The organism is Neptuniibacter caesariensis (assembly GCF_000153345.1).
In the GTDB taxonomy this organism is placed as follows: Bacteria; Pseudomonadota; Gammaproteobacteria; order Pseudomonadales; family Balneatricaceae; genus Neptuniibacter; species Neptuniibacter caesariensis.
In genome coordinates this window covers 273,870-299,186 of sequence record NZ_CH724126.1, presented here as the reverse complement: position 1 = coordinate 299,186, position 25,317 = coordinate 273,870, and the positions used below count along the sequence as shown (strand labels likewise).

The 25,317-nt window shown below is 48.2% G+C and carries 22 protein-coding genes and 2 tRNA genes; 16 read left to right on the top strand and 8 right to left on the bottom strand.

What is annotated here, in order from left to right; genetic code table 11:
• Entirely contained in the window at positions 1–558 is a 558-nt protein-coding gene (locus MED92_RS11130) for a hypothetical protein (RefSeq protein ID WP_007021642.1), read from the bottom strand.
• Between the two features lie 476 nt (positions 559–1,034).
• Between MED92_RS11130 and MED92_RS11125 the strand changes: the two genes are divergently transcribed.
• The 5 genes from MED92_RS11125 to MED92_RS11110 all read left to right on the top strand — a co-directional run bounded on the left by MED92_RS11125 (position 1,035) and on the right by MED92_RS11110 (position 7,886).
• Entirely contained in the window at positions 1,035–2,591 is a 1,557-nt protein-coding gene (locus MED92_RS11125) for a DUF3369 domain-containing protein (protein WP_007021641.1), read from the top strand.
• A gap of 12 nt (positions 2,592–2,603) precedes the next feature.
• Positions 2,604–4,235, top strand: coding sequence for a sensor histidine kinase (locus tag MED92_RS11120; protein WP_007021640.1), 1,632 nt, complete (start codon positions 2,604–2,606; stop codon positions 4,233–4,235).
• Between the two features lie 187 nt (positions 4,236–4,422).
• Complete coding sequence (locus tag MED92_RS19340) at positions 4,423–4,545, top strand: hypothetical protein (protein WP_007021639.1); 123 nt, start codon at positions 4,423–4,425, stop codon at positions 4,543–4,545.
• 203 nt (positions 4,546–4,748) lie between these two features.
• Positions 4,749–5,750: an ABC transporter substrate-binding protein gene (locus MED92_RS11115; protein WP_007021638.1), complete on the top strand. Its 1,002-nt coding sequence runs from the start codon at positions 4,749–4,751 to the stop codon at positions 5,748–5,750.
• Positions 5,751–5,771: 21 nt separating this feature from the next.
• Positions 5,772–7,886 (top strand): putative bifunctional diguanylate cyclase/phosphodiesterase, encoded by a 2,115-nt coding sequence (locus MED92_RS11110; RefSeq protein WP_083774933.1) that lies wholly within the window; start codon positions 5,772–5,774, stop codon positions 7,884–7,886.
• Positions 7,887–7,911: 25 nt separating this feature from the next.
• Here MED92_RS11110 and MED92_RS11105 read toward each other — a convergent pair.
• Together MED92_RS11105 and MED92_RS11100 are read right to left on the bottom strand one after the other, a co-directional pair.
• A tRNA-Leu gene (locus MED92_RS11105) sits at positions 7,912–7,998 on the bottom strand.
• Positions 7,999–8,068: 70 nt separating this feature from the next.
• Positions 8,069–8,155 (bottom strand) — tRNA-Leu (locus MED92_RS11100).
• A gap of 187 nt (positions 8,156–8,342) precedes the next feature.
• On the opposite strand from MED92_RS11100, the gene MED92_RS11095 reads away from it, so the two are divergent.
• Positions 8,343–8,771, top strand: coding sequence for a response regulator (locus MED92_RS11095; protein ID WP_007021636.1), 429 nt, complete (start codon positions 8,343–8,345; stop codon positions 8,769–8,771).
• A gap of 6 nt (positions 8,772–8,777) precedes the next feature.
• On the opposite strand, the gene znuA is transcribed toward MED92_RS11095, so the two are convergent.
• Complete coding sequence (gene znuA, locus MED92_RS11090; protein WP_007021635.1) at positions 8,778–9,704, bottom strand: zinc ABC transporter substrate-binding protein ZnuA; 927 nt, start codon at positions 9,702–9,704, stop codon at positions 8,778–8,780.
• Positions 9,705–9,762: 58 nt separating this feature from the next.
• Here znuA and MED92_RS11085 point away from each other — a divergent pair, with 58 nt between their 5' ends.
• The 3 genes from MED92_RS11085 to znuB are packed head-to-tail and all read left to right on the top strand — an operon-like array spanning position 9,763 to position 11,815.
• Positions 9,763–10,254, top strand: a complete 492-nt coding sequence (locus MED92_RS11085; protein ID WP_007021634.1) for a Fur family transcriptional regulator — start codon at positions 9,763–9,765, stop codon at positions 10,252–10,254.
• Positions 10,251–11,027 (top strand): zinc ABC transporter ATP-binding protein ZnuC, encoded by a 777-nt coding sequence (znuC, locus tag MED92_RS11080; RefSeq protein ID WP_007021633.1) that lies wholly within the window; start codon positions 10,251–10,253, stop codon positions 11,025–11,027. The genes MED92_RS11085 and znuC overlap by 4 nt, the downstream gene beginning before the upstream one ends.
• The gene (gene znuB, locus MED92_RS11075; protein ID WP_007021632.1) at positions 11,027–11,815 is read left to right on the top strand and encodes a zinc ABC transporter permease subunit ZnuB; all 789 of its coding nucleotides are present in this window, start codon (positions 11,027–11,029) and stop codon (positions 11,813–11,815) included. Before znuC ends, znuB begins: the two co-directional genes overlap by 1 nt.
• A 28-nt stretch (positions 11,816–11,843) precedes the next feature.
• Here the strand turns inward: znuB and MED92_RS11070 are convergent, their stop codons facing one another.
• The 3 genes from MED92_RS11070 to prlC form a co-directional block, all read right to left on the bottom strand.
• Positions 11,844–12,707: a DMT family transporter gene (locus MED92_RS11070; protein ID WP_007021631.1), complete on the bottom strand. Its 864-nt coding sequence runs from the start codon at positions 12,705–12,707 to the stop codon at positions 11,844–11,846.
• Positions 12,708–12,857: 150 nt separating this feature from the next.
• The gene (locus MED92_RS11065; protein WP_040662633.1) at positions 12,858–13,127 is read right to left on the bottom strand and encodes a YheV family putative zinc ribbon protein; all 270 of its coding nucleotides are present in this window, start codon (positions 13,125–13,127) and stop codon (positions 12,858–12,860) included.
• A 5-nt stretch (positions 13,128–13,132) separates the two neighbouring features.
• A complete protein-coding gene (gene prlC, locus MED92_RS11060) occupies positions 13,133–15,169 on the bottom strand; it encodes an oligopeptidase A (protein WP_007021629.1) in 2,037 nt (678 codons plus the stop codon).
• A gap of 114 nt (positions 15,170–15,283) precedes the next feature.
• On the opposite strand from prlC, the gene MED92_RS11055 reads away from it, so the two are divergent.
• The 7 genes from MED92_RS11055 (at position 15,284) to MED92_RS11025 (ending at position 22,689) form a co-directional block, all read left to right on the top strand.
• On the top strand, positions 15,284–15,832 hold the full coding sequence (locus tag MED92_RS11055; RefSeq protein WP_007021628.1) for a gamma carbonic anhydrase family protein: 549 nt from the start codon (positions 15,284–15,286) through the stop codon (positions 15,830–15,832).
• 70 nt (positions 15,833–15,902) lie between these two features.
• Entirely contained in the window at positions 15,903–16,436 is a 534-nt protein-coding gene (locus tag MED92_RS11050; RefSeq protein WP_007021627.1) for a hypothetical protein, read from the top strand.
• Positions 16,437–16,547: 111 nt separating this feature from the next.
• Positions 16,548–17,831, top strand: coding sequence for an imelysin family protein (locus MED92_RS11045; protein ID WP_007021626.1), 1,284 nt, complete (start codon positions 16,548–16,550; stop codon positions 17,829–17,831).
• Positions 17,832–17,905: 74 nt separating this feature from the next.
• Positions 17,906–19,366 carry a di-heme oxidoreductase family protein gene (locus MED92_RS11040; protein WP_007021625.1) on the top strand — a complete coding sequence of 487 codons (1,461 nt, stop codon included), beginning with the start codon at positions 17,906–17,908 and terminating at the stop codon, positions 19,364–19,366.
• Entirely contained in the window at positions 19,366–20,451 is a 1,086-nt protein-coding gene (locus MED92_RS11035; protein ID WP_007021624.1) for an imelysin family protein, read from the top strand. The genes MED92_RS11040 and MED92_RS11035 overlap by 1 nt, the downstream gene beginning before the upstream one ends.
• A complete protein-coding gene (locus MED92_RS11030) occupies positions 20,441–21,544 on the top strand; it encodes a DUF1513 domain-containing protein (protein ID WP_007021623.1) in 1,104 nt (367 codons plus the stop codon). Before MED92_RS11035 ends, MED92_RS11030 begins: the two co-directional genes overlap by 11 nt.
• A 107-nt stretch (positions 21,545–21,651) precedes the next feature.
• Positions 21,652–22,689: an LbtU family siderophore porin gene (locus MED92_RS11025; RefSeq protein WP_007021622.1), complete on the top strand. Its 1,038-nt coding sequence runs from the start codon at positions 21,652–21,654 to the stop codon at positions 22,687–22,689.
• A gap of 173 nt (positions 22,690–22,862) precedes the next feature.
• On the opposite strand, the gene MED92_RS11020 is transcribed toward MED92_RS11025, so the two are convergent.
• Positions 22,863–25,244, bottom strand: coding sequence for a Lon protease family protein (locus tag MED92_RS11020; RefSeq protein ID WP_007021621.1), 2,382 nt, complete (start codon positions 25,242–25,244; stop codon positions 22,863–22,865).
• Positions 25,245–25,317 lie beyond the last annotated feature (73 nt).

Sequence of the window (25,317 nt, the reverse complement as noted above, 5' to 3'; positions counted from 1 at the left end):
CTAACGAATCACGATGTCAGGTAACCAACGCTGACTACGTTCAATTTCATCACGTTCTCCCTCATGCATTGGCGGGGTACTCAGATCTTCAGGGGGGGAAGCAAGCAGGTTCAAGTCAACCGCCTGGGCCTCACCTTTGATAACGCCATCCTCTACACGCATATGATAGTAAATGCCGTTCCAGAAGTTGGCGCCAAACTCATCCCTCTTCTTAAACATAAAAAGGAGATCATGTGACAGCCAGCTTAGGTCTTCGTGGCTAACCCGACGCGGCTGCTCATACGGGTATGCAAGATGACACCATAATTCAGGTCCTACCAGGCACTTCATCTCTTTCATAGACAGGAAATAATCGCGAAACTTTTCATGATCCATGTGCAGACGGTAGCCACTTACCCCCTGTTCAGGCGTAAAGACGACATGGCCAATAACAATCTCACTTTCCTGTTTATCCAACAGGATTATCTCTTTCTCTCCAGAAAGAGGGTTAGCCAAAGCTAAGTTGCTATTGGTGATAAAAAGCATCAAAAAAAGCCAACTCCGAGCGCCTGTAAGCATGAGGATTCCCCTTTCGCTGTTTCTTCACAGTGTAAAAGCTGCCGCTTATTTCGCTATGGTACTTGGGTACCTATTTCTGCTGATTCTGCAATTTTTGAGTGATCACTATTTTATTTTGCGCCCTCTCATACATTTGGTTAGAGTTAGATGAGTGCAAATATTGAGCAGCCTGATATTAACAAGTTTGAAAAAAGTGGATGCTTGATGAGTTAAGAATGCTGAATTTTAGATCCTTCCTGGAAGGTCATGACGACACAGACTTAACTAACAAAGAGTCAACACCTGAAACGAACACTTGGTTAAATGCACAAATAACGTTAGCCTGAATAGCCAGTATGATTCTTATTTAGCAGCTCACTATTGCGGTAAGCAGCTGTAACTAAAACTAACTTTGAGAAAAACGACTTTAAAGTTTTAGGTTTGAACTACACTTACCTGAGAGAGTTTTTCCTTTAAGGTAGTATAAGGATGACAAGATGACAGATACCCTTCTTTTCGCAGCGGAGGATCCGATCGCATCACAACCGGGCCTCCCTCCCTGGAAGGTACTGATTGTTGACGATGAGGAGAGTGTTCATCGTGTTACACAGTTAGTTCTCAAAGATGTCACCTTCGATGGGCGCCCCATTGAACTTCTTGAAGCTCATTCGGGAGCCGCAGCCAAGGCTATCTTAGAGCAAGAAGGTACCAACATCGCCCTGGCAATGATTGATGTGGTCATGGAAACGGATGATGCCGGATTACGTCTGGTTCAGGTGATTCGCGACGACCTTCATAATGAAATGACACGTATTGTTCTTCGTACCGGGCAACCCGGTCAGGCTCCTGAAGAACAGATCATTCAAGAATACGACATTAACGACTACAAGGATAAAACTGAGCTCACCGGCACAAAGCTAAAAACCCTGCTCTATTCCTCTTTGCGCTCTTATCGCGATATTCAGACCATTGACCACCAGCGTAGCTCGCTGGAAACCGTTATCCACGCAATCGGTCATATTAACCAGATTAATTCCCTCAGCCGTCTAGCATCGGCCATTCTTAGCCAACTGATCTCTCTGCTGAATTTCGAGCCTGATTCAATTTATTGCAGCACTCGCAGAATCTACAAAGACAAACCAAGGTTTACCGTGCTTGCCGCTACGGGCGCCATGGAGTCTTTACTGCAGGAGGCTGAAACCAGCATGGCCACAATAGACTACGATGAGGTCGAGCTGCCCAATGAGTTACAGAAGGTTTTTAATCAGGCACTAGAACAGAAACGTTCGCTGCATACTGAACATGGCTACATCGCCTACCATGCGGGCGTATCGGGTGCAGAGAGCCTGCTCTACATCAAACATAATAGTAATATTGACGAACACGCCAAACACTTACTGGAGATCTTTAGTGCCGATGTCATCTCCACTTATCATACATTGCTACTAAAAGAAGAGATCCAGCATACCCAGGAAGAGCTGATCTATATCCTTGGCGAGGCGGTAGAAAAACGTTCAAAAGAGACTGGCGCCCACGTTAAGCGTGTTGCCGAAATATCGGCAGTGCTGGCTAAAGCCTGTGGTTGTAACGAACTCTACGTTGATAATATCCGCTTAGCCTCTCCCTTGCATGACTTAGGAAAAATAGCGATCCCAGATGCGATCCTCAATAAGCCTGGCAAACTGGACCCAGATGAATGGGCCATTATGCAGACCCATGCTGAGATTGGTGCAAGCATGCTGCAAAACTCGGATCGACCGATCTTTCAGCTAGCCGCCCAAATCGCGGGTAACCATCATGAGAAATGGGACGGTTCAGGATACCCGAAAGGGCTTTCAGATGATGCGATCCCTCTCGCGGGCAGAATCTCAGCCGTCGCCGATGTCTTTGACGCCTTGAATAGTGCGCGCTGCTACAAAGAACCCTGGCCCGTTGATAAAACACTGAGTTTTATGAAAGAGCAAAGCGGTAGCCACTTTGATCCTCATTTAATTAAGCTCTTCGAAGAGAATCTGGATGATATTCTGGATATCTGTCAGAGCTTCCCGGACTAATTGCGGAAAGTGATGCAGCAAAAAGATCAAAGTTTGCCCAAGAAAATCACTTCAGGCCGCCTGGGCAAGAAGTTTGCAATCCTGATCATACTCTTTAGCTCATGCTTCACCTTATTGAGCACCTCTTTACAGCTGGGTTTAGACTACCGGGCAGATATAAGCCGTATTGAGCAGCAGTTCCAGAACATTCAGACCTCTTATCTTCAGGCCATAACACTCAGTGTCTGGTCTTTGGATGATTCCCAGATAGAAACCCAGCTCGTCGGTCTCAGCCAGCTCCCGGATATTGAATATGTCTCAATCATTGTCGATGGTGAGATCAACTGGGAAGTGGGCGAGGCAAGATCAGCAGCGAACCGGACTGTAGATCTCCCATTAGATTACACCGCACCAGGAATTTCCTCGCAAAACATTGGCTCATTACGCGTCACCGCCAGCATCGATAACGTTTATCAGCGTCTGATCAATAAAGCCGGGGTTATTCTGATCAGCAACGGCATCAAAACATTCCTGGTGTCAGGTTTTATCCTGCTTTTGGTCTGGTTTTACTTTAACCGCCACCTGAAAACGATCTCTGATTATCTGAAAGATATCGATCTGACCAGAACTGTAGAGCCGCTTCAGTTAAAGAAAAAAACCGCTCCAGCTAAAGAGGACGAGATTGATAACGTTGCCAATACCATTAACCAGATGTGCCGCAGTCTGCATAAATCCTATGAAGAGCTAAACCAAAATAAGCTACACCTTCAGGAACTGGTTAAAGAGCGAGATGCATTATTAGTCAGCGAAAGAGAACATAAAGAACATCTTGAAGAGAAAGTAACAGAACGTACCCAACAGCTTCAGGACTCTATGAATAACTTAAGGTCAGCCCAGGACCTGCTAGTCGAAACGGAAAAAATGGCGGCCCTGGGGAATATGGTTGCCGGGGTTGCTCATGAAATCAACACCCCGATCGGGGTATGCCGAACCGCAGCTAGTTTTCAGGCGGATCACAGCAAGATCATCCGTGACAAGCTGAAATCCAGCACCTTAACCCAGTCAGACCTCAACGACTTTCTGGATGGCGTAGACGAATCCAGCACCCTATTTGAAACCAATATTGTTAAAGCCAGTAAACTGATCTCAAGCTTTAAACAGATCGCAACAGACCAGAGCTATGATGCCTGCCAGCATTTTACTTTTGATGAGTACCTTGAATCCTCAATCCAGACAATTTTGCCGCAATACAAGCATAGTAATGTTAACTTTTCTATCGATGTAGAACCCGATATAGAGATGGAGAGTTATCCGGGTGCATACCATCAAATACTCAGCAATCTAATCAACAACACGACACTTCATGGTTTCGATAAGGAAACAGGCGGCACAATCTCCATTTCCGGGCGCAGCGATAATGGTGATCTGATTTTGGATTACCGAGACGACGGTCGTGGCCTCTCCAGTGAAGAAGCCAAAAAACTCTTTGAGCCATTTTTTACCACTAAACGCGGTAAAGGGGGCAGCGGCCTGGGCATGTCTATTGTCTATAACATTGTTGCCAGACAACTCGGTGGTCGGATCTCTCTTCAAGACTCTGATAAAGGGATTCATGTTCGTATTCAAACACCACTTATCGTCAAAAAAGCACTCCCCGACGAATAAGACAACACAGCAACTGATGCATTCGACATCCACTGCCACTCACGACATGACAAATCTGTCAGCCCAAGTGCACAGCATCAACCCTACCAAATAAAACTATTTAAAAATCAGACAGATAAGAACAGCGTAAAACTTGGCACCCTTAATGCTAAACCAATATAAACATTGGCATATGAGGAGTCAGGCCATGAGCGAAGTAGAACAAAATGTTGAAGTAATCGGAGTTGTACCTTCAGTCCTGATGGTTGTTGCAGGCTTAGTCGTAGCCATCCTGCCAGCGATCATACAGCTTGCACTGATTCTCAGCTAACTCATCAATTACCCCACCCCAAAGCGCCTTCGGGCGCTTTTAATTTGATCTCGATCACCCCTCTGAAAAATTTCCGTGCTCCCACCAATTTATAACAACAAAATCGCTCTGAACCGCTTGCATCACGGCATAATTGAGCGAATACTAATTTAAAGGATTGTTAATCTTGAGCACTGTTTTTTTTGCTGTGATCCGAGGTAACCATGAAAGGTTTGATCAAAATTGGAATCCCTGCTCTAACTATTGTCATTGTGATGCTGGTTTTCTTATTACCCCAATCAAAAACCGCGTCCCTATCCGAACAGGAAGCCCCTATCAGGATAGCCGTCTCGACCACGCCTTTGTCAGCACCTTTTTATATTGCAGATCAAAGAGGCTTTTTTCGTGAAGCAGGCGTCAATGTCGAAATTATCGATATTGCCGGGGGCGGAAAATGTTTTAAAGCATTACAGGAGGGCCAGGTTGATCTGGCAACCACATCTAACTCGGTAATCATGTTTAACAGCTTTAAACATGACAACTTCTCCGTGCTTTCCAGCTTTGTAGAGTCTGATAATGATATTAAATTACTGACCCTGGAGAAGAACCAGATTACCCAGGTGAATGACTTCAAACATCGCAAGGTGGGTGTGGTCAAAGGCAGCGCTAGTGAATACTTTTTCCATACCTGGTTAACCTTAGGCGGGGCCAACCCTGACAGCGTGGAATATGTACCTCTGAGTGTCAGTGAAATGCCAGAGGCGCTACATTCGGAAAAAGTTGATGCGATATCGGTGTGGGAGCCCTTCGCCTTCAAAACAGCGAAAGCCAAGGAATCTACAGCCCACTTGATCGAAACCAAAGGCCTGTACAACCTGTCTTTTAATCTGGTGGGTATGAAAAACAGCTCCTCTGAGCAAGATGAACAGAAGAAACGCGTTTTAACTGCCCTGAATAAAGCGGTCCATTACATCTCTCGCCATCCGGAGGAATCGCAACTGATCCTTCGTCATCGCTTAAAACTCAGCAAGGACTTTATCAGCTGGATATGGCAAGACTATTTGTTCAAACTGTCGCTGAGTCAGTCGTTATTAGTCTCACTGGAACAACAAGCATACTGGGCAATTGAATCCGGGCTTATTACTACGGATGCCTCACCCAACTTTTCTACCGTGCTGGATCCCTCTTTACTGAAATCCATAGATCAAAGAGCAACATCCTTATAGATATTAGTAGTTCAGTAGTAAATGAGCATTAGAAACCGATTAATCATTCTGGCCACACTAACCGTGGCCCTTTGTCTTGGTATGGTTGCAGGGTTGCTATGGATGGATCAGCAACGTTCCAGCCTGTTTAATCATATCAACACCATCTCCCGTATTCAGGTACAAATTAGCACGCTGCGGAGCCAATTCAGACTTCATGAACGCTATCATGATATCGAGTCGATTCATCAGGGCGGCGAGACACTAAAAGATCTTCAGCTTCAACTGGATCAGTTACAACCCACCCATAATAACGAGTTCACGTTTTTAAACAGCCTGAAGCGTTCAAGTGACAGCGTTGTCGCACTGTATGCGCATATGCTTAGGGTGCACAGCTCAAACCTCTCTAAAGCCGAAGAAGAGGCCAATCATCACTACCTTCTGGATCGCTTAGATAGCTCTATTCTCAGTATGAGCGAAGACAGCTTTCGCTTAGCAGATCACGCGCTGCAAAACTCACAAGAGGAAAGCGAGTATAAGGCCAGACTCATGCAGAGCATGCTAATCATACTTGCCATACTCATTTCCCTTTCGGCTTTCCAGACCTTACGCCTTTTCCGCATCCGCCTTAAAGAGTTAGAACAAGGAATAAAGCAACTGTCTGTAGGAAAGATGGACTACACCATCGATGTCGGCCGGAAGGATGAAATCTCGCAGCTAGCACAACATTTTAATCAGATGACCAATCGCCTGAAGGCCAGCACAATCTCTGTGGACCAGTTGCAACAAGAGATCAGCAAGCGGACATCTGAGCTAGAGCAGCAAAAAAACAGCCTAAGGCAGATTGCAGAGCATGACAGTCTAACCGGCCTGGCAAACCGAGAAGCCTTTCTGAAGAGCCTGAATGAAGTGATTATTCATTGCTCAACAAACAAGCGAAGGGCCGCGGTATTCTTTATCGATCTGGACAAGTTCAAGCAGATCAATGACTCAATGGGGCACAGCGCCGGCGATGCCGTCTTAATAGAAATGGCTCACCGCTTTACCAGCACCCTACGTAAAAGTGACTCGCTAGCCCGGATCGGCGGCGATGAATTTACCGTGATCATCGATCCGTTATATGAGTCTAAAGACGCGGCAGAGCTGGCTAAGAAGCTGATTGCCAGCTTAGAGGAGCCTTATGAATATGAAGATCAAACCCTCTATCTAAACACCAGTATCGGTATCGCTGTGTATCCTGAGGATGGCACCACCCCTCAAGAGCTGATGAAAAATGCAGACTCGGCCATGTACCAGGCAAAAAAGGCGGGGGGCAATACATTCCATTTCTACAACCGATTGATGAATCAAGATACGCTGGCCAAAATCCAGTTAGAAAGCGAGCTAAGGTCGGCAATCCAACAGGATCAATTAACCGTCTATTACCAACCCCAATTTGATCTCAAAACCAGGAAGTTAGTCGGGGTAGAAGCACTGGCTCGCTGGATTCACCCTGAAAAAGGCCTGATTCCCCCCTGTACCTTTATTCCACTGGCAGAAGAGAAAGGACTGATTCATCAGGTTGGGTCGATTATTTTGACTAAAGCCTGCCAACAAATGGCGCAGTGGAATGGAGAAAGGGAAGCACAAATTGCTCTGGCAGTTAACCTCTCCGCAAAACAGCTGAATACGCCAGAACTTGCTGGCTCAATCAGCGATATCCTGCATACAACGGGGTTGAATGCTCAGCACCTGGAGCTTGAGATCACTGAAAGCTGTGTCCTCAGTGATCCGGAAGATGCGATCCATAAACTAGAGCAATTAAAAGCACTCGGTATAAGACTGGCAATGGATGACTTCGGCACCGGCTACTCATCGCTCGCTTACCTTAAGAAACTCCCCCTTGATAAGCTCAAGATCGACAAATCCTTTGTAGATGGACTTGAAATAAACCCTGAAGATGCCGCTATCTGCCAAGCCGTCATTGCGCTCGGCCACAGTCTTAACCTAACCGTGATCGCTGAAGGCCTGGAGCACGAAGTACAGGCGACTATTCTTGCAGAACAAGGATGCGATCAGGCGCAAGGCTACTTCTTTGCTAAACCTATATCGGCAGAAAACTTTGCGAGATGCTATTTCAAAAAGGAAAGAAAGTTAAAACAGGAAGAAAATATCTAAGAAGAACCAATCATAGGAAAACGATTGGTGCAGATGGGGAGACTCGAACTCCCACGCCCGTGAAGGCACTAGCACCTGAAGCTAGCGTGTCTACCAATTCCACCACATCTGCGTGTCAATCTAATTGTCTGCTATTAGAGGCGCAACCCTGAACTTTTTCGCACCAAACTGCTAAGAGAGTTTGGTGCAGATGGGGAGACTCGAACTCCCACGCCCGTGAAGGCACTAGCACCTGAAGCTAGCGTGTCTACCAATTCCACCACATCTGCGTCAAAAGTGGGGCGCATTATATAGATATCGTTTTTGTTTGTGAAGCAAAAGATATTGATAATTAAACTAATACTTAAAAACACAGACCTATATTAGTATTAATCAAGATAATGATTGGTTTAGCTGTAAAACCTTCATAATATTCCCGTTTAGAAACAGAAGATTAGCCTCAGAAAAGTCCAACCTATGTCCAAAGATAAACGTAAAATAGCCCAGCCCCCAGAGAAAACGGTCGTTCTGATTGTTGATGATATGCAAGCCATGCGTATGTTGACCCGTACGACGCTCAAGGAGATGGGATTCAAAACGTTTGTCGAAAGTCCTAACGGCGAAGAAGCGCTAAAAAGGCTCAAGTTGATGAACATCAACCTGATTGTCTGCGACTGGGATATGCCATCGATGAACGGCATGGAACTACTAAGAAAAATAAGATCGGATGAGCGACTAAGTACCATCCCATTTGTCATGCTTACCGCACACGCTGAAGCAGATCTTATACACGAAAGCATCACAGCCGGGGTCGATAGCTACATAGTGAAACCTTATCAGCCCCGGGCTCTGTGTCAGAAGATCAACAGTCTGCTGTTAAACCCCGTTGATCTCCCATCTTTTTAAACCACCCTATTTCAGGCAGTTCTCAATGTTGCCTGCCAACTGCTTCAGGTAACCGGTGTAGCCTTGCTCAGCGGTGGTATCAATCGCCAGAGGGTCTAAGCGCCCTACGTTAACAGGTAGATCGGCAACCAGCGCCTTAACAACAGCAGCCTCAAATTGCGGTTCCAGGAATACGCAACTAACACCCTGCTTTGTTATCAAACCCTGAATTTCATGGAGTCGTTTTGCCCCAGGCGCTCTTGCCGGATCAACCGTAAAGTAAGCCTCTTGCTTAAGTCCGTAATGCGCTACCAGCAAAGTAAATGCATCGTGGAAAACCACAAAGCCTTTATCCTGATAAGGTAGAAGCTTTTGACGAATAGCTCGGTCCGTCTGTAGCAGCTCCGCGGCAAACGCCTGATAATTTTGCTCTAGCTTTGCTTTATGCTGAGGATGAAGAACGCTTAGCTGCTTTGCCAGTTTCTCAGCCGCCTCAACCATCAGCGCAGGGTCCATCCATACGTGAGGGTCATTGTCACCATGGTGATGACCATGATCATCATGCCCGTGGCCCTCATGAGCATGCTCTTCGTGGGACTCGTGCTCATCATCGTCATGACCACCCTCTGCCGCTTCATCGCTTTCAAGTAGCTGTAGCTTTTCAGCATCAGTCCTGCTCAGAGATTTACTCAGAAACTGTTCCAGATCCGGGCCAACCCAGACAATAAGGTCTGCACCATACAGTTTCTTAACATCCGAGGGTTTTAACGAGTAATGATGCGGAGATCCGCCTGGGGGAATAAGTACATCAACTTGCCCCAGGTCTGCTACTATGGCTTGAGAAACCAGTTGCAGAGGCTTAATACTGGCCACCACTTTGATTTTTTCAGCTGCATTAGCAGTTGTGGCGCCTAATATGAACAACAAAGCGAAGAGCTTTTTCATGTTAAACATACATCTCATCAGGTTTTAAAGTTACAATATAACACAAACAAGAATCGTTATAATCTACATGGCTAATCAAAATTTAGGGTTTCATTCTGATCACGACCATACAGGCTGTATAGAACAGGCCCTTGAGGGTGCTCGTGCCCTCTGTAGTGAGCGGAACTTACGATTTACCCCAATCCGAGAGCTGGTTCTGAAAACCATCTGGCAAAGCCATAAACCCCTGGGGGCCTATGAGCTGTTACCGGCTTTGGCGGAGGCGGGCTTTAACTCCGCGCCACCCACAGTGTATAGAGCGCTGGATTTCCTTCAGGAACAAGGCTTAGTTCACCGTATTGCCCTGCTAAACGCTTTTATCGGTTGCCCACATCCTAATGAACAACACCAGGGGTCATTTTTGATCTGTAAAGCGTGCAATAATGCTGTAGAGATCGATACCGATGAAGTGGGACAGGTCATTAACTCCCAGGCCAGCAAGTTGGGCTTTATTCCCGAGAAACAATCGATCGAAGTGCTTGGCACTTGCCCTGAGTGCGTACCGGATAAGCTTTCATGACATCACCGCACCAACATGAGCCACTGATTCGCCTTGACCAGGTTAATTTAAAATTTGGCCAAAACCATGTCCTACAGGATATCAGCGCGGAGCTGCACCGCGGTTGCATAACAACACTTATCGGCCCGAATGGTGCCGGTAAAACGACCCTCGTAAGAGTCGTACTTGGCCTGTTGAAACCCACCAACGGAACCATCTGGCAAGAGCAGGATCTGCGCATCGGCTATATGCCGCAGAAACTGCACATCGATAAAACCTTTCCCCTAACGGTAGAGCGTTTCCTTCGTACCGCTCAGTGTAAAGATACGCAGAAGATGCTGTCGGTACTGACCGACGTGGGTGCAGAAAAACTATTAAAACAGTCGATCCACAATTTATCCGGGGGTGAGATGCAACGTGTTTTGTTAGCGCGTGCCCTGCTTCGCGATCCAAACCTGTTAGTGCTGGACGAACCGGTGCAAGGGGTCGATATTAATGGCCAGTTGGAGCTATATAACCTGATTACGCGCATCCGCGATGAACGCGGCTGTGGTGTACTGATGGTTAGCCATGACCTTCATCTGGTGATGGCAGCGACAGACCACGTGGTGTGTATCAACCACCATGTCTGTTGCTCAGGCCACCCAGAACAGGTCACCAATGATCCCTCATTTACCGAACTATTTGGCATCAAAGGTAGTGAGCAGCTGGCAGTGTACAGCCACCATCATAACCATCGTCACAATGACCATGGTGATATTATCCATGACCACGACTGTAAAGGCGGTTGTTAATGCCTGATTTTCTTCTCTACGCCCTCTTCGGCGGACTCGGCGTAGCAGCTGTCGCAGGCCCACTGGGCTCTTTTGTGGTCTGGCGCAGAATGGCCTACTTCGGCGACACGCTGGCTCATTCAGCTTTGCTCGGTATCACAATCGGCTTTCTATTGGATATCAATCTGAACCTGGCGGTAGTGTTCTGCTGTGTGGCTTTAGCGTTGCTCTTAGTTGCAATGCAGCGGCAACGTATGGTCGCTACGGATACGCTGCTTGGCATTATGGCGCATAGTGCCTTGTCACTCGGTTTAGTAGCGGTATCCATTCTGGAGATCAGGGTTGATTTGATGGCCTACCTGTTTGGTGATCTGCTCGCAGTGACAGCCACTGACCTGTACTGGATCTACGGCGGTGGTGTACTGGTTCTTTTTCTTTTGAAGCTACTCTGGGAACCCCTGCTGGCGATCACCATCAATGAAGAGCTGGCCCATGTTGAAGGGGTCAATGTCGCCTGGACAAGGTTGGCACTGATGTTACTCATCGCAGTGGTCATTGCCATTGCCATGAAGATTGTCGGCTTGCTGCTTATTACCTCATTGCTGATTATTCCAGCCGCGGCTTCCAGAAGACTAGCGAAGACACCGGAACAGATGGCGCTGGGCGCCTGCTTGGTTGGCTGTCTATCCGTGGCTGGAGGGCTTGCCCTCTCCTGGCATTATGACACTCCCGCAGGCCCCTCTGTGGTCGTCACATCCCTGCTGATCTTTATGCTGTTGTACGCCCTGCCCTCAAAGCAAACACAATAGCCAAGCAATACCAGATAGCTCGCTCTGATTAACGTTTCCATAGCGCGTTGATCAGAGCGCCGGCAATGATCAGGCAGCCCCCTAAAAGTGTCCAGAGGGTTGGGATCTCACTAAAGAAGATCATCCCCAGCACCGCTGAGAAGATCACTTGCACATAAGCATAAGCAGAGACTTTACCCGCCGCTTCGGCTGCCATTGCTTTAGTCAAACCTACCTGGCCAACCTGGGTAAATACGCCCACCAAAACCAGAAGCAATAACGCTTCCCAACCCGGCATCACAAAGTCGTTACCTAACAGCAGCAGGGATACAGGCAGGGCCACCAGCGGGAAGTAAAAGATAATCACCGAACTATCTTCCAACTGACTTAATTTGCGTACTAACACATAGGCCGCAGCACTGCCAAACGCTCCGGCTAAAGCAGCCATTAAGCTCAGAGCTGGCATCGCAGCTTCCAGCTCGCCACTCCAGGGGCGAACCATCACTAATACACCGATAAAGCTTAGCGTGATGCATAGAATCGTTGAACGTTTAATCTGCTCTTTAAGAAATATCAGGGCGAGAACAGCAGTAAAGGCAGGATAGGTATACTGCAACACCGTCGCGTCAGCCAACGTTAGTGTGGTTACCGAATAATAGACACAGACTAATGCCAGAGCACCCACCACCCCTCGGGCGGTTAACAACCAACGATGTGTTCCCCACACAGAGATCCGTTTGCGCTTCACATCCAGATAGCTCAACACCAACGAGACAATTGCCCTGGCGGCCACAATCTCAAGCACCGGAATGCCATAACCACTTACCGCCTTAACGCAGGCAGCCATTAAAGCAAAGCCCAGCGCCGAGAGCAGCATATAACGAACAGCAACCGGTACGGATAAAATTGACATGGAAAGTGCCTGTACAGAGCAAATGAATCAAGCCGCGGATCATAACAGAAAAGCGCGACACAAAAGGCGTTGTTAATCGTCCGGACTGAGCAGCAACCCAGTCATGAGAATAAAAAAGGGGCGTATGCCCCTTTTTTAAATCTGATCCCCTTAGTGATCTTTACGACCCGCACCGGGGTTTGCGGTAAACAGAAGGGGTTGTGCACCCTCTTCTAGTTCCGGCTTTTTCTCTTGATTCACACGGGTCTCCAACTCCTCCATTGGAGTATCCGGCTCGCCATCCAAACGCATGGAATCTTCATAATCGCAACGCACGCACTCTTTGTATTCACGCTCCTCGTCACGAAAGGTTCGAATGCAATCCATCTCTCCACATCGCGGACAAACGGCTCCGGCAATAAATCGTTTAATAACACTCATTTTGACTACTCTGTAATACCGCTATGGCGCAGCAGTGCATCAACTTCAGGCTCTCGCCCACGGAAGGCAATAAACAGCTCCATCGGTTCCTTAGACCCACCCATCTCGAGAATATTAGCACGGAAGTCACTACCCGTTTGGGTATTAAAGATACCCTCCTCCTCAAAACGGGAGAAAGCATCCGCAGACAGCACTTCTGCCCACTTGTAACTGTAATAGCCCGCAGCATATCCACCCGCGAAGATATGACTGAAGCCGTGCTGAAAGCGGTTGAAAGAAGGCGGAGTGACTACAGCGACTTCGCTGCGAACCTTATCCAATACCTCCTGGATAACCGTTGTACCCGGTTGGTAGTCACGGTGCAGGATGAAATCAAACAGGGAGAATTCCAACTGACGGACCATCATCATGCCTGACTGGTAGTTCTTAGCGGCTAGCATCTTCTGCAAAAGATCTTCCGGCAGAGTCTCTCCGGTCAGGTAATGCCCAGAGATAAGCGCCAACGCTTCTGGCTCATAGCACCAGTTTTCCAGGAACTGGCTTGGCAGTTCAACCGCATCCCAGGCTACGCCATTGATACCACTGACATCCGCACATTCAATCTGGGTCAGCATATGATGTAAACCATGGCCAAATTCATGGAATAACGTTGTCACTTCATTATGCGTTAGCAGCGCAGGATCATCTCCCACAGGCGAACTGAAGTTACACACAAGATAAGCCACTGGCAGCTGCAAAGAACCATCATCTAAACGACGACGCACCCGGCAATCATCCATCCAGGCACCGCCACGCTTTTTCTCGCGTGCATACAGGTCCATAAAGAAACGTGCGATCAACTGTCCGTTTCGGCTTATCTCAAATAGGCGAGCGTCTTTATGCCAGCGATCAAACTCGGTGACTTCGCTAATTTCGATATCAAACAGCTTGCCCGCTACACCGAACAGCCCATCTAAGACCTTGGGTAGTGGGAAGTAGGGGCGGATCTGCTCTTCAGAGATCGCATATTTAGCTTGCTTAAGTTTTTCACCAAAGTAAGCCAGATCCCAGGCCTGAAGATCAGTTACACCGTATTCATCTTTGGCAAATGCTGACAGCTGAGCATAGTCCTGCTTGGCAACGGGCAGGCTTTTCTCCGCCAGATCAGTCAAAAAGCCAACAACCTGATCGGTGCTATCTGCCATTTTGGTTGCCAGGGAATATTCCGCATAATTAGCAAAGCCGAGTAACTTCGCCAACTCCAGGCGAAGCTCAAGAATCTCTGTCATGACCCCGCTATTGTCCCACTGCCCGTCTCCTGGTCCTTGATCAGAAGCACGAGTGGAGAATGCGGTATAGATCTCTTTGCGCAATTCGCGGTCATCGGCATAAGTGATCGTTGCCAGATAAGATGGGAAATCCAGCGTGACCAACCAGCCCTCTTCACCTTTCGCTTCAGCCATCTGTTTTGCTGCAGCGATCGCCATCGGAGGCAGACCTGTCAGATCTTCCTCACTCGCCAGAAGCTTACTCCAGGCATCGGTCGCGTCCATGACATTCTCTGAGAACTTAGTCGTCAGTTCAGAGAGCTTCTGTTGAAGTTCGGCATAGCGCTGCTTGTCACTATCATTCAATGCGATACCGGATAATCTGAAATCACGCAGTGTATTAGTCACAACTTTCTGCTGAGCTTCGTCCAACTGGGCAAAGTCCGGGTGATCAGCAAGCTGTTTGAATGCTTCATACAACCCCTGATTCTGCCCCATCTCTGTCCAGTACTGAGACAATTTCGGTAGGCACGCATTGTAAGCATCACGGAGCTCATCGGTGTTAACCACTGAGTTCATATGCGAGACCGGTGACCAGGCTTTTGCCAGTCGATCATTCATCTCTTCCAGTGGCGCTACCAGAGAATCCCAGCTCACTTCTTGTAATTGCGCTAAGATTTCAGCAACTTGCTTACGGTTATCCTCCAGCAACTGGTCAATTGCGGGTTCAATCTGCTCGGGTTTGATCTGACTAAAAGCAGGCAGTACCTGAGGGTTAAGCATTGGGTTGCTCATTTTTCCGGCTCCATTGGCAAGATAAGATCATTATAAGATGGGACTAATTCTGCATTTTTCAATTAGCCGCAGCTATTTCATAATACGAAAAGAATCTAGAGCCAGAGCAAAAATATGAAAATAAGAACCTACCAGGGGATGACCCCGAAACTAGGAGAACGTGTATTCGTTGACCCAAGCGCAGTTGTCTTAGGCGATGTGGAGCTGGGTGATGATGTATCGGTATGGCCACTGACTGTGATCCGAGGTGACATGCACCGGATTCGCATAGGTGCAAGAACCAGCGTTCAGGACGGATCGGTGCTGCACATTACCCATGCAGGTCCCTTTAACCCGGATGGCTTTCCATTAATCATCGGTGAAGATGTCACCATCGGTCATCAGGCGATGCTGCATGGTTGTACCATTGGCAACCGGATCCTGATCGGAATGGGCGCTATGGTCATGGACGGTGCCGTTATCGAAGATGAAGTGATCGTCGGAGCAGGTGCTCTGGTCCCTCCTGGTAAAACCCTCGAGAGCGGCTACCTATACGTTGGGCGCCCAGCCAAACAGCAGCGTCCCCTGACGGACAAAGAACGTGAATTCTTCAGCTACACTGCAGGTAATTATGTGAAGCTTAAGGATCAACACCTTGAAGAAGAGTACGCTCAGATCGATTAGCCTACTGCTTTCGATACTTAGCGCCGGTTGTAGTTATAACCCTCAAACGCCTGCAACCAGATGGCTAAAATTGAAAGATATTCCTATCGCAAGGGGTCATGAACTGACCCTTTGTATCGATTTTGGTTGTACAAAAAACAAAGGCTATACCTTCACAGCGATTGATCTGCAAAATATCCGAGCGACTTTCCAGCCGCCTGCAGAAACACCCTTAGATGAACGTAAAAGAATAAGCCAAGTCATTGGGCTGATGGAGCAACAAGCGGGTGCAGCCATAGGCACCCTGCATGATCAACCAGAAAACAACTTCTCCGTATTACCAAATACCCACCAGATAGATTGTGTTGCGGAAAGCCTGAACACCACACAATATCTGCTATTGCTTGAGCGGGAGCAGCTGCTCCGTTTTCACCGAACAGGCAGTAACATCCATCGCGGGCTGTTTACCCTCAACATCCCACATAACAGCGCAACCATTATTGATGTTAATTCAGAGCAAGCCTTCGCGGTTGACTCCTGGTTTGGGCACAACGGCGATCCCGCCTGGGTTACACCGATTGAGCGTTGGTTAACCGGCGCATCTCCGGAGCAACCTCACCAATAACATCAGCAAATTTACAAAACTTACATGTTAATGCTTTTGTTATTGATATTTATTCTCGTTAACATTAATATCTCCACATCAAATCACTATAATCCTTAAGGAATTGATTATATGAACCTGCGCAAGTCTTTGGCGGCAATGGCTGTATCTGTGGCGGTATTAAGCACCACACAGACTCAGGCAGCAGCGCCAGCTACAACAGACATTCTGAATAATTATGCGAACATTGCTCACGCAACTTATGAAGACTCCCTGCTTACAGCTCAGACACTGAACAAGGTCATTGACCAGTTCCTGGCCAGCCCTTCCGAAGCCAACCTAAAGAAAGCTCGTGCAGCCTGGGTAGCCGCTCGCGTTCCTTATCAGCAGTCAGAAGCATACCGTTTCGGCAATGCGCTGGTTGATGACTGGGAAGGTAAAGTCAATGCCTGGCCACTGGATGAAGGCCTGATCGACTATGTTGACGCAGGTTACGGTTCTGAATCCGATGAGAACCCGTTCTACACAGCAAACATTATTGCTAACAAAACCCTGAAAGTGGGTGGTGTGACGGTAGACTCGACTAACATCGATAAAAAACTACTGGCTGAAACACTTCATGAAATCGATGAAGTTGAAGCAAACGTTGCAACTGGCTACCACGCGATCGAATTCCTGCTATGGGGTCAGGATCTGAACGGTACTAACCCGGGTGCAGGTAACCGTCCAGCTTCTGACTTCGACCTGAAGAACTGCACAGGTGGCAACTGCGACCGTCGCCGCGATTATCTGAAGGCTGCGACAGAACTGTTGATCGACGATCTGCAGGATATGACATCCAGCTGGGCGAACAATGGTGCAGCACGTCAGGACCTGATGGCAAAAGGCCCGCAGGGTGGCTTAGCAACAATTCTTACTGGCATGGGCAGCCTGGCGTACGGCGAACTGGCGGGTGAACGAACCAAACTAGGCCTGATGGTTCACGATCCTGAAGAGGAGCATGATTGCTTCGCTGACAATACCCATGCTTCACACTTCTATGATGCTCTGGGCATCAAAAACGTTTATCTGGGTGAATACACTCGTGTAGATGGCTCTAAAGTAAGCGGTGCGAGCCTGTCACAGCTGGTCAATGCTGAAGCGCCTGTTGTAGATCAGAATCTGCGCAACAAGCTGGACGCTACACAAGCGGCTGCCCAGGTGATGGTTGATGAAGCAGCTAAAGGCAATACCTTTGACGTGCTGATTGGTGAAAACAATGCAGCAGGTAATCAGGTTGTTCAGACATTTGTTGATGCCCTGGTTGCTGAAGCAGAAGCCATTGAGCACACCATTGCCGTTCTTAAACTGGACGGCATTGAGCTGGAAGGCTCTGATAGCCTGGATAACCCAAATGCAGTACTAGCGGCAGAGTAACTCTTCCTTCTCGCATGTTAATAAATCCGGGGGCTATAAACCCCGGATTTTGTTTTGATTGAGCAATGTATAAAATGAAAAGCCCTCTGCTAAAGCTGACTTCTGCAATGCTATTAGCAGGCTTGGTGAGCAAGGGCGCAATGGCAGAAGAAAGTTATACACAGCTGGAGCCAGGAGAAATTGCCCAAGGCGGTAATACAACTCACTATAAGAAGGTGAATGCTAAGGCATTCACTCATCCAGCAGCCAATATGCCATTTAAGCAGCAGCTGGATTTCCGGATCGGCAACGGAATCTTTAAAAAATTATGGGTGGCAGCACCGTCTTCGACCACTGCCAGCGATGGACTGGGGCCTTTATACAATGCCCGATCCTGCATGCAATGCCACACACGCGATGGACGTGGCCATACACCAAAAGCTAACTGGCCCGAAGATAATGCCGTATCGATGTTCTTGCGCTTGAGCATTCCTCCTCAGACCGAGGAGCAAATAAATGCACTCAAATCCGGACGAATTGGGGTAGTGCCTGATCCTGTATACGGTACACAACTACAGGACTTTGCGGTAACCGGACTTCAGGCCGAAGGCCGCATGAACATTAGCTACAGCGAATTTGATGTTGAACTAAGCGGCGGCCAGCGCGTTACATTACGCCGCCCAGCATACAAAATTACCGACCTGCAGTACGGAGCAACCCATCCGGATTTAATGATTTCTCCGAGAATTGCCCCGGCAATGATCGGCTTAGGCCTTCTGGAAAATATTGCAGAAACAGATATTAAAGCGCTCAGCGATCCAACAGACAGAGACCGTAACGGAATCTCAGGAAAACCTAACTGGGTCTGGGATAGTAGCGTGCAAAAGCTCAGAATCGGCCGCTTTGGCTGGAAAGCAGGGCACCCCAGCCTGAATCAACAGAACAACTCTGCGTTTAATGGCGATATTGGCATTTCGACCCCCTATTCGCCGGATCCATACGGAGATTGTACTGAACAGCAAAGCGCTTGCCTGAAGATGGCCAATGGCAATACCGAGTTACAGGAAGGGGTAGAAGCATCCAGTAAGATGAATGATGTCTTGCTGTTTTACACCCGCCATATCGCCGTACCAGCAAGGCGTCAGGCCGATAAACCTGAAGTGCTGGCAGGAAAAAAAGTATTTTATGAAACAGGCTGTCAGCACTGCCACCAGCCTAAATTCAGAACAGCGAATAACCCTGAACTCCCTCAGTTGAGTAATCAACTGATCTGGCCATATACAGACATGCTTCTGCACGACATGGGAGAAGGGCTTGCTGATCATCGACCTGAATTTAGTGCCAATGGCCGTGAATGGCGTACAGCGCCTCTGTGGGGAATAGGCTTGATGAGAACGGTTTCTAAGCAAGCCAGTTATCTTCATGATGGCAGAGCACGCACCCTACTGGAAGCCATTCTCTGGCATGGTGGCGAAGCAGAAACGGCGATGCGAGCAGTTAAGACGATGCCCGTGCAAGATCGGGATAATCTGATTAAATTTTTGGAGTCTCTATAATGAGTCTGCTGACAAATAGCAAAACACTGATAATTGGCTTAGCGAGCGCTGCAATCTCAATCCAAGCCCATGGCACTGTCAGTCAGGAGCAGTGGCGTGACCTTAACATGAGTATCGTTAATGGCCACATATTACCTGCGTACCAGGCACTTTCTGAAAGTAGTACAGCATTAGAGGAAAACACCTTATCACTATGTAAGGACCCTCAAACAGCAACCCTTGATGCAGCGAAAACACAGTTCAGGGCTACACTGTCCGCCTGGCAGGGCGCGCAGCATATTACCTTCGGCCCAATTGAACTTTTAATGCGCAGTTACAGCATCCAGTTCTGGCCCGATAAGAAAAACCTTACCTCTAAACAGCTGAACAAAATACTCCAGGCTGAAGATCCCGGCAGTCTCAGTGAAAAAGCTTTCCAAACCGCCAGTATCGCGGTCAAAGGCCTCCCCGCGATGGAACGTATTCTGTTCGCGGAAAACGCCCTGGAGTTGATCCAGACAAATCCTTTCCGTTGCCAGTTTCTCCATGCCGTTAGTGATTACGTAAAATTGCAATCCCGTAATACCTACAACGAGTGGAACGCTTTCAAGGACGAGTTTGCCCACCTGGAGTCAGAAGAGGGCCTCTATGAGACTGCGCAGGAAGCGAGCATTGATCTGATGAAAGCACAGATTGAGCCTTTAGAGGTCATCCGCGATCTGAAAATACTGCGCCCTCTGGCAAAAAGCACAGCCAAACCCAGAAGATTAGAAAGCTGGCGTAGCAACCACTCGCTGCAGAATATGCAGCTAAATATCCAATCTTTGCATCATATGTATAGCGGCGTGGCTGGAGCCAATCTCAAAGCCCTACTGGAAGAGCAGGGAGCTATTGACCTGGCCCAGGGTATCGAGGAGCAATTTGTTGGTTTAGAAAAAATTCTCAATGACATCCCAACACCACTCCACCAGCACATTAAGGATGTATCCGTGCGCGAGAAACTCTTACTGGTGTCAGAGGGGATCGAACTTCTGGGTAAGAGCTTTGCTCAGGCCATGAAATTATTAGACGTCCAGCTAGGGTTCAACAGCCGCGATGGGGATTAATCGTCGTCAATTCAGTCTGCTGTTAGCTGGCAGCCTGATTGCACCTAAGCTTCTGGCAAAGCAGGGCAGCCCTCTGATTGCTTCTGCAGCTAAAAACAGCTCAGGTCAGTACGAACTAACGATAGTCGATAGTGGCGGCAATGAATATTGGCGCCATCCACTGACAGCCAGGGCACATCACGTTGAACAGCACCCGACGGAGCCACTGCTAGCCGTTGTAGGGCGTCGCCCGGAAACCTTCATCGACATTGTTGACTATCAACACAAGTCGCTGCACACACGAATTCTGAGTCAGAATGGGCGACATTTTTATGGGCATGCCATATTTAGCCCTGATGGCCGTTATCTCATTAGCACAGAAAATGCGGTAGAAGAGGGTACAGGGCTTATTGTTATCCGTGATAAGCAACAAAATTATTCCGTGGTTGCAGAGCACCCATCCGGTGGAATTGGCCCCCATGAACTTAAATCCATGCCCGACGGTGAAACCCTCGTTGTTGCAAATGGCGGGATTCAGACTCATCCGGCACAAGGTCGGAAGAAACTTAACCTCGATACAATGAAACCCTCTCTAGCCTATATCAATGCGAGATCAGGGGAGATCGTTGAGCAGGTCTATATGCCTGAAGAGCTGCATCAACTCAGTATCAGGCACATTGATATCAATGGAACTGGCCGTGTAGCTATAGCACTTCAGTATCAAGGGGAACCCTACGAAAATCCTCCACTGGTTGCATTCCACAGCCAAGGTAAAGCATTAGAATTAGTTCGCGCTCCCGAGCCCGTTAATAGTGCCATGAAGCAGTATTGTGGCAGCGTGCGCTTTGATAGCAGCGGAGAAGTTGTCGCCATCTCATCTCCCAGGGGCAATCTAATTACCTTCTGGCGCCAGGATAAAGGGGCCTACCTTAGCAAAGTAACCAGCCGCGATGGATGCGGTGTTGCCAAGACGGATCGACCAGGTGAATTCCTAATCAGTAGCGGACGTGGTCACTGTTATCGCTTTAACCTCCACACCCAGAAGAAGCAGAAAGTACCACTTCAACTAAGCTCTTCAGTCGCCTGGGATAATCACCTCAACAGCTTTTATTAACTCAGCCTAACCTTCCCCGACAATGGACTGAGGAAGAGGCTCTTTACAGCAATATTATAACGTTGCAAAAGCAACAATTAGTTAACAAAACTAAGAAGGGTAAAAAAATGAAAAAAACAGCGATCGCAACTTTAGTTGCCGCATCCATGGCTGCAACACCTGCATTTGCTGGCGTAGCCGAAGAACTGGCTGCAATGAAACAGCGCATTGCACAGCTGGAATCTCAGCTGGCTGAACAGCAGGCAACGATTGCTAAGCAGGAACAGTCTTCTGGTTCCTCTTCAATGGGCGGCTTTGCGGAAAATGTTACTGTATCCGGTGAACTTGAACTACTGGCTAACCACGTTGAGCAGGATGGCGGAAACTCTACTAGCGACATCGTTGTAGATACCTTCAAACTGAATATCGAAGCAGACATTAACGAAATGGTGTCCGTAGCGTCTGTACTGAAATATGATGATGCTGATCAGGATATTCAGCTTGATGAAGCTTACGCAGTCATCGGTAACGATGATACTTTTGCGACATTAACAGCCGGTAAAACTGCCATCCCTGTCGCAGCTATCAATGACGCAGGCTGGACATCTCCTCTAACAGATGATTTCTTCGATATCACTGAAGGTATGGCAATGGTTTCCTTCGGTGGCGATATGGTTGCTGCAGATGTATACACACACAATAACGGCGAAGGTGATTCAATCAATACGGTTGGCCTTAACGTTGCACTAACACCTGCTGAAGGCGTTACTCTGGGTGCAGGCTACATCAACGACCTAAACGATACGACAAACGACCTTAATACCCTGGTTGCATCTTCTGAAGATGCATGGCGTCTGAATGCCATGCTAGAAACTGGCGCTCTTGCATTTACTGCAGAATACCTTGAAGTTGATGGCTCTACTACAGACCCAAGCTTCCTGGCGCTGAACGCTTCTTATAACACTAGCCTGATGGGTGAAGATGCAACTCTGTACCTGGGTTGGAGTGAAGTCGACGACTCCAACGCTGATGCTGAGCGAACTGTGGTTGGTATCGAACGCGCATTCGGTGATAACGCTGCAGTAGTTGCCGAGATCGTTCGTGACGAAGACAACACTGGCGCGGATACTGATACTCTGAATCTGGTCCTAGTAACTGAGTTCTAAGACCCGTGCACTAGTAAAAGTGTGACAGATCGGCTCTGAATTCCCCTTCATTAACTCAGAGCCGATCGCCACAATCCGGTACGCACAATATCATTACAAATCGTGCTTAATTAGTTTGCATATTAGCCTTAAAGCCTTCCTCTGAAAACTCTTACCTAAAGTTTAAAAAGGCATTAAGCGTCATCTGCTTTTGCTTGAGATATCTCACGTAAACGCTTCACCACCTGAGCGTTAATGCTTCGCTGGGTAAATGTACCATCCTCCTTACGGCGTCCTGCTTTGCGCTGCATCAGAATCTCCAGACACTCATCCACATGGGCAACCGCATATACTGAAAACATCCCCTGTTTAACCGCATCTACAACCTCATCTTTGAGCATGAGGTTACGCACATTGGCTTTCGGAATAATCACCCCTTGCGAACCATTTAGCCCTCTTGTCTTACAGAGATTAAAGAAGCCTTCGATCTTCTCATTCACTCCGCCAATCGCCTGGACTTCGCCATACTGGTTGATCGAGCCGGTTGTCGCATAGTTCTGGCTAATCGGGATATGTGTTAGCGCAGATAGCAACGTGCATACTTCTGCTAAAGAGGCGCTGTCCCCATCGACATAACCATAGGACTGCTCTAGGGCAATGCTGGCAGACAGGGCTAGGGGGAAGTCCTGAGCATACTGATGCCCCAGGAAGCCGCTGAGGATTAAAACCCCCTTAGAGTGAATAGGTTGCCCCAAAGTGACTTCACGTTCGATATCAACAATACCCCGATTGCCCGGATGTACCGTCGCGGTAATACGCGCAGGTGTACCAAAAGCCACATCACCCACCTGAAGCACGGTCAGGCCATTAGATTTGCCCACCGCTTCGCCATCGGTATCGATCAGTACCGTTTCATTCAGAATACCTTCGGCAATCTTCTCTGACATTCGCGCTGTGCGGCGCTCCTTGGCGTTCAGTGCCATTTCAACATGGTCAGCGTTGATTAACTCATCTTCCTCTTTTATGCGCTTAAAATCGGCCTCACAGAGGAGATCTACCAACTCACCAATGTGCGCAGAGAGCAGCTCCTGATCTTCCGCCTGGCGGGAGCTATGCTCAACCAGGCGCGCAACTGCACGGCGAGTTAAAGGCGCCAAACCTTCTTCCTCTGCCAGGGTCTTCATCAACCGAGCATAACTGCGTATCGCCTGCGGCGTACGCCGCACATCTTCATCAAAATCGACCACGACGCGGAACATCTTTTCAAAGTCGTGATCCAGCTCTTGCAACAGATAATAGATATTCCTCGCACCAATCAGCACAACCTTCACCGAAAGCGGAACCGCTTGAGGTGTCAGGGTAATCGTACTAATTCCGGTGTATTCACTGGCAGGGCTTTCTATCCGGATCTCATGGGATTTTAGGGCACGCTTCAGAGCACCATAGACAAATGGCTGTTCGAGTAATTTTTCCGCCTCAAGGACCAGATAGCCCCCGTTAGCACGATGCAGAGCCCCCGGCCTAATGAGCTTATAAGAGGTCGAAAGGGCACCCATTTCAGAGGTATATTCAACCCGGCCGAACAGGTTCTCATAACTGGGGTGAGCCTCATAGACAACCGGAGCACCTTTAACTTTCTCGTTATTAACCAAAAGGTTGACCCCGTAGTTGCTCTCCATATAGCTACGCCGGGTGGCATCAGTGACAGGCTCAAGTAACTTTTCTTCACCAACGATTTCACCGCAGTTCTTCACCAATGATGTTTCCATCTCAGTCAAATAATCTGCCGCAGCTGAAATATTGGCGTACTTATCCTTAATCGGCTGGAAGAGGGGCGAGATAGCCTGTCTGGCAGTATCGCGATCCAGATTCTTCAACTTTTCTGCCGCTTCCCGACGCCAAAGAGGAAGTTCGGTCAGCGCTTCATTCAGCTTCTCTTCAAGATCAGAAATTGCTTTAGTAAATGCATCCCTGACATCTTCTGGTAACTGAGAAAAGACGGCCTCATCCATTGCCTGACCTTCCGCCACTGGCGTGAAGCCTATGCTGCCCGCATCACGATAGACCGCGATGCTATGCTCACGCGCTTCTCGCTCTACCCCTTCAATGGCCTGATCATAATAACGGTTAAGATCGCGCTCAATCTTGCCCTTCTTTCGCTGATAGGCAGGGCTTTCAAAAGCGGCAGGCATCTCTGTTAGCGCAGATTCAATAATATTTTTGATATCACGTTTGAACTGCAGTGCCTTTCCGGCAGGGAAGGGGATAGCAAGCGGATTGCGGTTATCTTTGAGATTATTCAGATAGACCCAGTCCCCGGGTTTCTTCTCTTTTTTTGCTACACCTTTAAGGTTCTCCATAGCAAACGAGAACCGCCCCGTGTGGGGATTGCCCATCACAAACAAGTTATACCCCGGTCGGCGCATGCCAATACCGAAGTCCATCGCCTCAATGGCTCGCTCCTGACCAAAAAATCCGGAAAACGGCTCAAGGGTTGCAGTTGTCTTAAAAGGAAGTAATTCAGGGTCACAGCTACGGTATAGCTGCTCTTGCGATAGTCGGGTTTCCGTTACCATGTGGTACTCCCGCTGCTGACAGAAAAGGGCACAACCTAGATTGTGTTTTTTCCAGTTATACGCCGCAGCGAGA